An 11,355-nucleotide genomic window follows, 5' to 3' on the forward strand; every position below is an offset into this window, starting at 1 on the left:
AAAAAACTATGAGTAAAAACTGTTTAGAATGCAACGAAAAAATTATAGGTCGTGAAGACAAAAAGTTTTGTTCCGACGGTTGTCGCAATGCGTATAACAACAAAATAAACAAAGATTCGACCAACTTAATGCGAAATATAAACAACAAATTACGCAAAAATTATCGCATTTTGTCCGATTTGAACCCAGAAGGAAAAGGAAAAACAACTCGAACAAAACTGCAAAGCAAAGGTTTCGATTTTGAGTTTTTTACCTCAATTTTAAGTACAAAAACTGGAAATACTTATTATTTTTTGTACGATCAAGGCTATCGAATTCTGGAAGATGATTATTATATGTTGGTAAAAAAAGAAAACTAAATGACTTACAAAAACATTTCAATATTAGGTTGTGGTTGGTTAGGCTTGCCATTGGCGACAGCATTAATCTCAAATAATTTTTCTGTAAAAGGTTCGACAACTTCTCAGAACAAACTTTCTGTATTGGAAGAAAATAGAATTCAGCCGTTTTTACTTTCGTTAAATGAAAATGAAATCATTGGGAATATTGATGCTTTTTTAGAAAATTCAGAAGTTTTAATTATTGATATTCCACCAAAATTACGAGGAAATGCTACGGAGAATTTTGTAGCCAAGATAAAAACTTTGATTCCATTTATCGAAACATCATCAGTAACGAAAGTGTTATTTATAAGTTCGACTTCTGTTTATGCGGATGATAATTCGATTGTAACTGAAAAAACCACTCCAAAACCAGAGACTGAAGGCGGAAAACAATTACTAGAAGTGGAGCAATTATTGCAAAAAAATAAAAATTTTGAAACCACAATCTTACGTTTCGGCGGATTAATAGGTGAAGATCGCCATCCTATAAAATTTCTGGCTGGCAGAGAAAATATAGAAAACCCTGACGGAGCCATAAATCTAATTCATCAAAAAGATTGTATTGGGATTATTTTGAAAATCATTTGTAATACTGAGTCTGACGAAGTATGGAATGAAACGTTTAATGCTGCTTCGCCATTTCACCCAACTCGAGAAGAATATTACACCCAAAAAGCCATCGAATTAAATTTGACTTTACCCAAATTTAATACAGAAAAACCGTCTGTTGGGAAAGTAATTTTGAGCGAAAAATTAATTAAAACTTTAGATTTTACATTTGCAAAATCAGATTTGTAAAAAATTATTCTTCTAAAGCATTCCAACCTCTAGCTTTTAGAGGAATTCTCGTATTGGCACGTGTTACTAAATGAATTCCTTCACTTTCCTGCGTCATGTGACCAATAATTGTAAAGTTAGGATTGCCTTTTATTTTTTCAAAATCTTCCATAGCAATGGTAAAAAGTAATTCGTAATCTTCTCCACCATTTATCGCGACAGTTGTAGAATCGATATTAAATTCTTCGCAAACAGAAATAAATTGAGGATCGATAGGCAATTTGTCTTCATACAAATTACAACCTACTTTGCTTTGTTTGCACAAATGCATAATTTCTGAAGATAATCCGTCAGAAATATCAATCATAGATGTTGGTTTTATTTCCAAAGCGTGCAATAAAGTACGAACATCTTTACGAGCCTCTGGTTTTAGTTGACGCTCGATAAGATATGTATAAGCATCTAAATCAGGTTGCGAATTTGGATTTACTTGAAACACTTGTTTCTCGCGTTCTAGAACTTGTAATCCCATGTAAGCTGCGCCAATATCACCAGTTACAACCAATAAATCGGTTTCTTTTGCGCCATTTCTGTATACAATTTCATCTTCATCAGCTTCACCAATTGCGGTGATAGAAATTATTAATCCTTTTTGTGATGAGGTTGTGTCACCGCCAATGACATCAACTTTATATTCATGTGCAGCTAGATTTATTCCTGCAAATAATTCTTCTAATGCTTCTAATGGAAAACGATTAGAAACTGCTACCGAAACTGTGATTTGAGTTGCTTTAGCATTCATTGCACAAATGTCAGAGATATTTACCACTACCGCTTTGTAACCCAGGTGTTTGAGTGGCATATAAGCCAAATCGAAATGAACACCTTCAATTAATAAATCGGTCGAAACAACTATTTTTTTGTCTTTAAAATCTAAAACAGCAGCATCATCACCAATTCCTTTTAAAGTTGATTGTTGTGTAATTTCGAATTGATTAGTCAAGTGGTCTATCAAACCAAATTCTCCTAATTGTGCTATACTGGTACGTTGTGGTGTTTTATCTTCGATCATTTATTTTTAATTTGAAGATGCAAAGGTACGAAGAAATTTTTGCCTCAAATCGCACAAATTTTGATTAAATTTATAGAATCTTTCAGATTAATTAATTTATCTAAAATGAAAAATTTTGACATTGTTACACTTACTGTAAATCCAGCTTTAGATAAAAGTACGCATTTTAGAGGTTTGGTTCCGGAGCAAAAAATTCGTTGCGAAACGCCAAGATTTGATGCAGGCGGTGGCGGAATCAATGTTTCTAAAGCAATTGCTCATCTAGGAGGAAGTTCTAAAGCGCTATTTACATCTGGTGGATTCACAGGGGAAATGTTGAAAGAGATTGTAAAAAAAGAAGGAATTTCGTTTGAAACGGTAGAAATCCATAGTGATACTAGAGAAAGTTTTGTTGCTGTCGATGACAATACAAACTTGCAGTATCGTTTTGGTTTTAAAGGAGCTGAAATTAATGAAACTGAAAAAAATAAAATTATCCAATTAATTCAAGAATTAAAATCTGATTATTTAATTGTTAGTGGAAGTCTAAATGAAGGTTTGCCGGTTGATTTTTACAAAAAAATTGCTGAGATCACTAAAAAATTAGGAATAAAATTAATAATTGATTCTGATGGAGAAGCTTTAGTAAAAGCTTTAGAAGTGGGTGTTTTTATGATTAAACCTAATGTTTCTGAATTGTCTAAATTAATTGGTGTAAAGAGTTTAGAAATGGAAGAAATAAATCATGCCGCAAAACAAATTATTGCAAATGGAGGTGCCGAAATAGTGGTTGTTTCACTAGGGCCACAAGGTGCAGTATTGGTTACCAAAGATTATTATGAATTTGTTTCTGCTCCAAATGTCGTTAAAAAAAGTACTGTTGGAGCTGGTGACAGTATGGTAGGAGGGATGATTTTAGCACTTTCTCAAAACAAAAACTTAAAAGAAGTTCTTCGTTGGGGAGTTGCTTGCGGATCTGCTGCGACTATGAATGAAGGAACACAACTTTTCAAAATAGAAGATGCAAAACGATTGTTTGAATGGTTGAAAGATAAATAAAAAAACCTGACAATTTTCATCATCAGGCTTCCTCTATTATGTATTCTCTAAAAAAATATTAATCATTCAATTTCAAAACCGCCATAAATGCTTCTTGAGGAATTTCAACATTTCCAACGAGTCTCATACGTTTTTTACCTTTTTTCTGTTTTTCTAAAAGTTTACGTTTACGAGAAATATCTCCACCGTAACATTTAGCTGTAACGTCTTTTCTTAAGGCTTTTATTGTTTCACGAGCAATAATTTTGGCTCCAATTGCGGCTTGAATTGGTATATCAAATTGCTGACGCGGAATGAGTTCTTTTAGTTTTTCGCACATTTTTTTACCAATGTGATACGCATTGCTTTCGTGAATAAGAGCAGATAAAGCATCTACCGAAGTAGCGTTTAACAAGACATCCAGTTTTACTAATTTTGAAGTTCTCATACCAATAGGTGAGTAGTCAAAAGAAGCATAACCTTTAGAAACGGTTTTTAATCTATCATAAAAATCGAATACAATTTCTGCCAACGGCATATCGAAATTTAGTTCGACACGTTCCGTAGTTAGATACGTTTGATTGGTAATTACACCTCGTTTTTCGATACACAAACCCATTACATTTCCTACGAAATCAGCTTTGGTAATGATGGTAGCTTTTATATAAGGTTCTTCAACTCGGTCTAATTTAGATGGCTCTGGTAAATCGGTAGGATTATTTACAATCATACCAACTTCCGGTTCTTTTTTGGTATAAGCCAAATATGAAACGTTGGGAACGGTAGTAATTACGGTCATGTTAAACTCACGCTCTAAACGTTCTTGAATAATTTCCATGTGCAACATACCTAAGAAGCCGCAACGGAAACCAAAACCTAATGCCGCAGAACTTTCGGCAGCAAATACTAATGAAGCATCATTTAACTGCAATTTTTCCATTGAGTTACGAAGTTCTTCGTAATCTTCGGTGTCAACAGGATAAATTCCTGCAAAAACCATTGGTTTTACATCTTCAAAACCAACAATCATATTGGTTGTAGGTGTTTTGGCATCAGTTAAAGTGTCTCCTACTTTTACTTCTTTGGCTTCTTTAATTCCAGAGATTAAATAACCTACATCTCCAGCAGAAATAACATTTTTAGGAACTTGATTCAGTTTTAATGTACCAATTTCATCTGCAAAATATTCATTACCAGTGGCCATGAATTTTATTTTCTGACCTTTTTTAATCTGACCATTTTTTACACGGAAAATAACTTCGATACCACGGAACGGATTGTAATGTGAATCGAAAATTAAGGCTTGTAATGGTTCATCAATATTTCCTTTTGGATGCGGAATCTTCTCGATAATAGCTGCCAAAATATTTTCGACACCAAATCCAGTTTTTCCTGAAGCATGAATAATATCTTCTAGTTTACAACCTAATAAATCGATAATATCGTCTGAAACCTCTTCTGGATTAGCACTTGGTAAATCAACTTTATTTAAAACAGGAATAATTTCCAAATCATTCTCTAGAGCCAAATATAAATTTGAAATGGTTTGTGCCTGAATGCTTTGCGCAGCATCTACAATTAGTAACGCGCCTTCGCAAGCAGCAATAGAACGAGAAACTTCATAAGAAAAATCCACGTGACCTGGCGTGTCGATCAAATTCAGTATGTATTCCTGACCTTGATAAGTGTATTCCATTTGTATGGCGTGACTTTTTATAGTAATACCACGCTCACGTTCCAAGTCCATATTGTCAAGCAATTGTGCTTTTTCTTCACGGGCAGTAACAGTTTGTGTTGCGCCAAGAAGCCTGTCGGCAAGGGTACTTTTTCCGTGATCTATATGTGCAATAATGCAAAAATTTCTAATATGCTTCATCTTCTGTATCGGTCAAATTTTCTAGAAAACACGATTGTGTTTAATGCGCAAAGATAACGTAAAGTTAGTCAGTGTCAAAGGAGTTGAAAAAGATAAATGTAGAATCATTATTTTTTTCACTCTCAAATAAATACTTTTGTCCCCTTATTAAATTTAATTAACAAAAAAAGATTTACAAATTATGAAAAAATTACTTTGTGTTTTAATAGTATTCACTTTGTCATTGCAAAAAAGTCACTCGCAAAAGACTTTATCAACGGATTATTCATACAAAGTAAGTGAGCCTTACAAGGTGTTTGATGCCAAAGAGAAAATTTATTTTTCAAAAGGTAATGAAGTACTAGCATTGAAGATAGATGGAAAAGAAATTTTAATTCAAAAATTTGATTCTGACAAACCTGCATTTATAAAAGAAAAATTATACGAAAAATATTTTCCTAAAAATTATTCTTTTGAAGAAGTACTGGAAATAGATAGTAAATATTATTTTATGTATTCTTCTTGGGATGGTGATAACGAGAAAGAGCAATTGTTTGCTGCGGAAATTAATTTTGCTAGTGGAGAATTTGTAGGTACTCCAAAATTAGTTTTTCAAGTTGATGGTAAAGTTGCTGGCACAATGGTAGGAAGTATGTTTTCTATATCTGTGGAGGATAAATTCGATTTTTATCAATCAAGAGATAAAAAAAATGTCTTAATTCAATACAGAAAAAAACCTGAGGTTAAAAGAGATACCAAAAGTTTTGATATTCTTGGGCTATATACTTTTGATGGAAATTTAAATAAAACTTCTGGAGCAGAAGTAACAATGCCTTATACTGAAAGAAGGATGAATAATCTTGATTATCAGTTAGATAACAAAGGAAATTTATATTTGCTTACAAAAGTTTTTCATGACGACAGTAACGATGATAAAAAGAAAAGAAAAGATACTGAAGCAAATTATCATATCGAAATGTTTGTGATTAAATCTGGATCTAATAAAATCGAAATTTCACAATTTGATAATAAAGATAAATTCATCAATAAATTATGGCTTTTTGATACCAATAAAGATTATTTAATCTGTGGTGGATTTTACAGTAATGGGAAAGGAGATTTTGATGATTGTGACGGAATTCTTGCTTTCAAAATAAAACAAGACGGAACCATTTACGATAAGACTTTTCATGAAATTCCATTAGAAGTACTTAATCAATACGAAAGCGAAAGAACTAAGAAAAAGAATGAAAAGAAAGAACGAAAAGGAGATGGTGCAAAATTTTCTGATTTAGATTTAATAGATCTAGCTGTAAACGATGATGGAAGTATTGTACTTGTAGGAGAACAATATTTTGTTGTTGTTCACACGTCTTACAGCCCGCAAGGAGGAACAAGAACAACTTATACGTATCACTATGCAGATATGCTAGTGTCTAAAATTAATGCGGATGGTACATTAGGATGGATGAGAAAAATTGCTAAAAACCAAGTTGGGTCAAGAGGAAAAGGTGGTATGTCGTATAAGTATTTTAATGCGAACAACAATCATTATTTTGTGTATTTAGACAATGTAAAGAATATCGATTTACCATTAGATAAAGCTCCAGCAACACATAGTGATGGTCAAGGAGGTTATTTGACAGCGGTAAAAATTTCTGATTCAGATGGTGCTTTAACTAAGGGATCTATTTTAGATTCTAGAGAAGTAGAGGATTTTAAAATCTATCAATTTTCTACCAATAGAATTGTAAAAACAACTGAAAATTCTTTTTTATTAGAAGTATATAAAAAGAAAAAAGAAGACATCATGATTAAGGTTAATTTGAATTAATCATTAAGTTTTAGATTTCTTTAATCACATAATCACAAATTATTGTAGATTTACATTACAATAAATAAAAACAAGAAAATGAAAAAAGTATTAGTATTAGCAGTATTATTTGTTTCGTCAATGATGACGGCTCAAAAAATGGAAGTTGTAAAAGGAGATTTTGGTTTTCTAGCTGGTCAAAAAGAAATCAATATTGAATTCGATTACAGTAAGTTAACATTGTTGAAAGAAAATAAAACAGAAGCAGAATATATTGCTGAGCGTTCTAAAGAGCTTAACGATAAAACGAAAGGCGTTGGAGATATCTGGAAAAAGAAATGGAGTGGAGCTAAAGAGTCTATATGGCAGCCAAAATTTTTAGAACTAGTAAATATTGTATTGGCTAAAAAGAAGCAAGATGTTTCTTTTCAAGAAGGATTAGCATCTGCAAAATATACACTGATTGTTGAAGCTGCTTGGATTTTCCCAGGTTGGGATGCTATGGTAATGAAATCGCCAGCAAAAGTTACGACAAATTTAAGATTTGTAGAAACAGCTAATAAATCAAATGTTTTGTTAGAAATTTCTAGTGAAAATGCGCCTGGAGATCAATACGGGAACAATTTTAGTAATGAATCTAGAATTGGTGAAGGATTTGCTAAAACAGGAAAATCATTAGCAGGACTTCTTTTGAAAAAAGCATACAAATAAGAGATTTTATAAATCACAATATTCAAAAAATGGGTTTAACTTTTTTATTAAAGTTGAACCCATTTTATTTTTTTAAACTTTATTCTTTTTTGTAGCTAGATAAATCAAAAAAACTTTTAGTTTTACCTTTCAAAATTATTTTTAATATGAAAAAACAAGTCTTTTTATTTTCAATGTTAGCAATAACATTATTATTTGTAAATTGTAAATCAGATAAAAAAGTGCAAGATTTCAAAGATTTAACAGATAGTTATTTTAAAGAAAAAAATGAATTAAGCCCTCTAGATGCCACTTTAAACGGGTTTAACGATTATAATGACCAATTGCAATTAGAAATGACGGATGGTTATCTAAAAAAGCAAGGAGATTTTTTTGGTAAATACGAAAAACAATTATCAGAAATTGATTCCGAAAAATTATCTGCCGAAGAAAAAATTAGTTATGAAATCATCAAATGGGAAACTTCTGTGGGAAGAGATTTGTTGAAGCAAGAAGGAAATTTGATGCCAATTCATCAGTTTTGGGGAACACATCTTACCATGTCACAGTTTGCTAGCGGAACAGCAGCTCAACCTTTTAAAACAGAAAAAGATTATCGTAATTTCTTAAAAAGAATGGATACTTATACTGTTTGGTTAGATTCTGCAATGGTTTATATGAAAAAAGGAATGGTAAAAGGAATGGTTTTGCCAAAAGCATTGACCGAAAAAGTAATTCCACAGTTTCAAGATCAGATTACTCCAAAAGCAGAAGACAATTTATTTTATTCATCGATAAAAATAATGCCAGCTAATTTTTCTGATGAGACAAAAACAGCCTTAAAGAATGATTATTCAAAAATGATTTCGGATAAATTGATGCCAAAATATAAAGAAATGGTAACGTTTCTAAAAACAAAATATCTTCCAGCATCAAGAACTACAAGCGGAATAGGAAGTTTGCCTAACGGAGCAGCATTATATGCGGTTTATGCAAAACAATGGACAACAACAGATATGAAGCCTGAAGAAATTCACAAGTTAGGTTTGCAAGAAGTAGCAAGGCTGAATGCTGAGATGGAAAAAGTAAAAGTTCAAGTTGGGTTTAAAGGAACATTAAAAGAATTTCTGAACGATGTTCGTGACAAAAAAGAACTAAAACCGTTTACAAAACCAGAACAAGTTATTGCTAATTTCGAAAGCATTTACGCAAGGATAAAGCCAAATGTAGAAAAATTATTTCTAGCACAACCCAAAACAAAATTCGAAATTCGTCGTACCGAAGCTTTCAGAGAACAAACTGCAAGCGCCGAATATATTCAAGGTACCGCCGACGGAACTCGTCCTGGAATTTTCTATGTACCCATTCCCGATGCGACAAAATATAATGTACTAGAAGACGAAGATTTGTTTTTGCATGAAGCTATCCCTGGGCATCATTTCCAAATGTCTTTTCAACAAGAAAACACTTCGTTACCTGATTTTAGAAGGTTCAACTGGTTTGGTGCTTATGGTGAAGGTTGGGCTTTATATGCTGAAAGTTTAGGAAAAGAATTGGGATTGTATAAAGATCCGTACCAATATTTAGGAATGCTTAATGACGAAATGCATAGGGCCATTAGATTAGTTGTAGATACAGGTTTGCATTCAAAAGGCTGGACACGTGAGCAAGCCATTCAGTATTCTTTAGATAATGAAGCTGAAAGTAAAGATGGAATCACGGCAGAAGTAGAAAGATATATGGCAATTCCAGGACAAGCTTTGTCTTATAAAATTGGACAACTAAAAATTATAGAATTGCGTAAAAAAGCACAAACTGAACTAAAAGATAAGTTTGATATTAAAGTTTTTCACCAAAAAGTGTTAGAGTCCGGAGTAATGCCATTGGCTTTATTAGAAAAGAAAATTAATGACTGGATTGAAAGTGAAAAGTAAGAAATCATAAAAAAGATATATCTCATAAAGTATATAAGTAATAAATATCCGGTTTTACTTATATATTTTATGAGAGAGTATCTTAAAAAACCATCCCTATTTTTTTTACTTTATTAGTTTTATCTATTTCTACAAATAAAATAACTTTAGAATCTTTTACTTTAAAACGGGGATTTCCAAAATAGTCAAATTCACTTCTTTCAAATTTAGAACTTATTTGCGCTAAAGACATTCCTGTTGAGACTGTATTTAATTTCCATTTTGTATTAGAAATGGTCAAATTACTAATTTTGTCATTTTGCATTTCGATAATTAGACCATCGTAAGTAAAGGTGAAAACAGGCTCTTCTTTGTCGTCGGGAAGTTCTTTATTCAATGATATTGCACCTCCCAAAACTGCCTCAATTTTTTGAACAGAATTCTTCTCTAAAATATTAATGCTTTTATTTGTTTTAGCATTAGTTAGCAATAATGGATTAGTATTTTGGTGCACCGCAAAACCAGCCAAAAAACAACTTAACAGAATCCCAAATAGGGCAGAAAATACTTTTGCTTTCATTATAAATAATTTAATAAACAAATATAAAAAAAGCCAAACATCTCTGCTTGGCTTTTTAGTTTTATTTCTAAATTGTTTTAGTCTGCTAAAACAATTACTTTATTGTCTTTCATTTCAAGAGTTCCTGAAGAAATATTCAGCGTGTAATTCTGATCATTTACTTTAGTAAACAAATCCTTAGATTCTTTGCTAAACTTGAAACTTGGCGCTGTAATTCTTACTGTTCCTTTTTGAAGTAACGAAACTATTGGCGCGTGATTATTTAACATTTCAAAACTACCATCAACTCCTGGAACAGAAATTGACGTGATTTCTCCTTTAAATAAAGATGCTTCTGGTGATACTATTTCTAAAATCATAATTTATGAATTATGAATTATGAATTTCAAATTACGAACTTATAATTCGTAATTCGTAATTCGTAATTCTTTTTACGCTTCTGCTAACATTCTCTCTCCTGCTTCGATAGCGTCTTCAATAGTTCCTTTAAGGTTGAAAGCTGCTTCTGGCAAGTGATCTAATTCACCATCAATAATCATATTAAATCCTTTGATAGTATCTTTAATATCAACTAAAACTCCTTTTAAACCTGTAAATTGCTCAGCAACGTGGAAAGGTTGCGACAAGAAACGTTGTACACGACGTGCTCTTGATACAGAAAGTTTATCTTCTTCAGATAATTCTTCCATACCTAGAATCGCGATGATATCTTGTAATTGTTTGTATTTTTGAAGTATTTCTTTTACTCTTTGTGCACAGTCATAATGCTCATCACCTAAAATTTGTGGAGTCAAGATTCTTGAAGTAGAATCTAACGGATCTACCGCAGGATAAATCCCTAACTCAGCAATTTTACGAGACAATACAGTAGTAGCATCAAGGTGAGCAAACGTTGTTGCTGGTGCTGGATCCGTTAAATCATCCGCAGGAACGTAAACCGCCTGTACAGATGTAATAGAACCTTTGTTTGTAGAAGTAATACGCTCTTGCATAGCTCCCATTTCAGTTGCCAATGTTGGTTGGTAACCTACCGCAGATGGCATACGACCTAAAAGAGCCGAAACCTCAGAACCGGCTTGTGTAAAACGGAATATATTATCAACGAAGAAAAGAACATCTTTTCCTTGATCTGTTCCTGCTCCATCACGGAAATACTCAGCGATAGACAATCCTGAAAGTGCTACACGAGCACGAGCTCCTGGTGGCTCATTCATTTGTCCGAAAACGAAAGTAGCTTTAGACTCTCTCATTCCTG

At 32.4% G+C, this 11,355-nt stretch carries 11 protein-coding genes; 6 read left to right on the forward strand and 5 right to left on the reverse strand.

From position 1 onward, the window contains the following. Positions 1-8 precede the first annotated feature (8 nt). Complete coding sequence (locus ABI549_RS01035) at positions 9-359, forward strand: hypothetical protein (protein ID WP_348074587.1); 351 nt, start codon at positions 9-11, stop codon at positions 357-359. Continuing rightward, the gene (locus ABI549_RS01040) at positions 360-1,181 is read left to right on the forward strand and encodes an SDR family NAD(P)-dependent oxidoreductase (RefSeq protein ID WP_348074588.1); all 822 of its coding nucleotides are present in this window, start codon (positions 360-362) and stop codon (positions 1,179-1,181) included. It abuts the gene before it with no gap. Positions 1,182-1,185: 4 nt separating this feature from the next. Here the strand turns inward: ABI549_RS01040 and thiL are convergent, their stop codons facing one another. Continuing rightward, the gene (gene thiL / locus ABI549_RS01045; RefSeq protein ID WP_348074589.1) at positions 1,186-2,232 is read right to left on the reverse strand and encodes a thiamine-phosphate kinase; all 1,047 of its coding nucleotides are present in this window, start codon (positions 2,230-2,232) and stop codon (positions 1,186-1,188) included. 105 nt (positions 2,233-2,337) lie between these two features. Between thiL and ABI549_RS01050 the strand changes: the two genes are divergently transcribed. Next, positions 2,338-3,270: a 1-phosphofructokinase family hexose kinase gene (locus ABI549_RS01050; protein ID WP_348074590.1), complete on the forward strand. Its 933-nt coding sequence runs from the start codon at positions 2,338-2,340 to the stop codon at positions 3,268-3,270. Positions 3,271-3,328: 58 nt separating this feature from the next. Here the strand turns inward: ABI549_RS01050 and lepA are convergent, their stop codons facing one another. Beyond that, a complete protein-coding gene (gene lepA / locus ABI549_RS01055; RefSeq protein ID WP_348074591.1) occupies positions 3,329-5,125 on the reverse strand; it encodes a translation elongation factor 4 in 1,797 nt (598 codons plus the stop codon). Positions 5,126-5,306: 181 nt separating this feature from the next. On the opposite strand from lepA, the gene ABI549_RS01060 reads away from it, so the two are divergent. From ABI549_RS01060 to ABI549_RS01070, 3 genes are all read left to right on the forward strand, one after another. Further along, positions 5,307-6,938 carry a hypothetical protein gene (locus ABI549_RS01060; RefSeq protein WP_348074592.1) on the forward strand — a complete coding sequence of 544 codons (1,632 nt, stop codon included), beginning with the start codon at positions 5,307-5,309 and terminating at the stop codon, positions 6,936-6,938. Positions 6,939-7,016: 78 nt separating this feature from the next. Further along, a complete protein-coding gene (locus tag ABI549_RS01065) occupies positions 7,017-7,628 on the forward strand; it encodes a hypothetical protein (protein ID WP_348074593.1) in 612 nt (203 codons plus the stop codon). Positions 7,629-7,774: 146 nt separating this feature from the next. Beyond that, the gene (locus tag ABI549_RS01070; RefSeq protein WP_348074594.1) at positions 7,775-9,541 is read left to right on the forward strand and encodes a DUF885 domain-containing protein; all 1,767 of its coding nucleotides are present in this window, start codon (positions 7,775-7,777) and stop codon (positions 9,539-9,541) included. A gap of 82 nt (positions 9,542-9,623) precedes the next feature. On the opposite strand, the gene ABI549_RS01075 is transcribed toward ABI549_RS01070, so the two are convergent. The 3 genes from ABI549_RS01075 to atpD all read right to left on the reverse strand — a co-directional run. Then, positions 9,624-10,100: a hypothetical protein gene (locus ABI549_RS01075; protein ID WP_348074595.1), complete on the reverse strand. Its 477-nt coding sequence runs from the start codon at positions 10,098-10,100 to the stop codon at positions 9,624-9,626. A 77-nt stretch (positions 10,101-10,177) separates the two neighbouring features. Next, on the reverse strand, positions 10,178-10,459 hold the full coding sequence (locus ABI549_RS01080) for a F0F1 ATP synthase subunit epsilon (RefSeq protein WP_348074596.1): 282 nt from the start codon (positions 10,457-10,459) through the stop codon (positions 10,178-10,180). Between the two features lie 72 nt (positions 10,460-10,531). Next, the coding region (gene atpD / locus ABI549_RS01085; protein WP_348074597.1) for a F0F1 ATP synthase subunit beta at positions 10,532-11,355 on the reverse strand (824 nt) is incomplete at its 5' end.

This window comes from Flavobacterium sp. (assembly GCF_039932285.1).
Lineage (GTDB): Bacteria > Bacteroidota > Bacteroidia > Flavobacteriales > Flavobacteriaceae > Flavobacterium.

Excerpts from the sequence above, each read along its gene's own strand:
- lepA (WP_348074591.1), bottom strand. The coding sequence starts at position 5,125 with ATGAAGCATATTAGAAATTTTTGCATTATTGCACATATAGATCACGGA.
- ABI549_RS01080 (WP_348074596.1), bottom strand. The coding sequence starts at position 10,459 with ATGATTTTAGAAATAGTATCACCAGAAGCATCTTTATTTAAAGGAGAA.
- ABI549_RS01070 (WP_348074594.1), top strand. The coding sequence starts at position 7,775 with ATGAAAAAACAAGTCTTTTTATTTTCAATGTTAGCAATAACATTATTA.
- ABI549_RS01060 (WP_348074592.1), top strand. The coding sequence starts at position 5,307 with ATGAAAAAATTACTTTGTGTTTTAATAGTATTCACTTTGTCATTGCAA.
- ABI549_RS01040 (WP_348074588.1), top strand. The coding sequence starts at position 360 with ATGACTTACAAAAACATTTCAATATTAGGTTGTGGTTGGTTAGGCTTG.
- ABI549_RS01050 (WP_348074590.1), top strand. The coding sequence starts at position 2,338 with ATGAAAAATTTTGACATTGTTACACTTACTGTAAATCCAGCTTTAGAT.
- ABI549_RS01065 (WP_348074593.1), top strand. The coding sequence starts at position 7,017 with ATGAAAAAAGTATTAGTATTAGCAGTATTATTTGTTTCGTCAATGATG.
- ABI549_RS01035 (WP_348074587.1), top strand. The coding sequence starts at position 9 with ATGAGTAAAAACTGTTTAGAATGCAACGAAAAAATTATAGGTCGTGAA.
- ABI549_RS01075 (WP_348074595.1), bottom strand. The coding sequence starts at position 10,100 with ATGAAAGCAAAAGTATTTTCTGCCCTATTTGGGATTCTGTTAAGTTGT.
- thiL (WP_348074589.1), bottom strand. The coding sequence starts at position 2,232 with ATGATCGAAGATAAAACACCACAACGTACCAGTATAGCACAATTAGGA.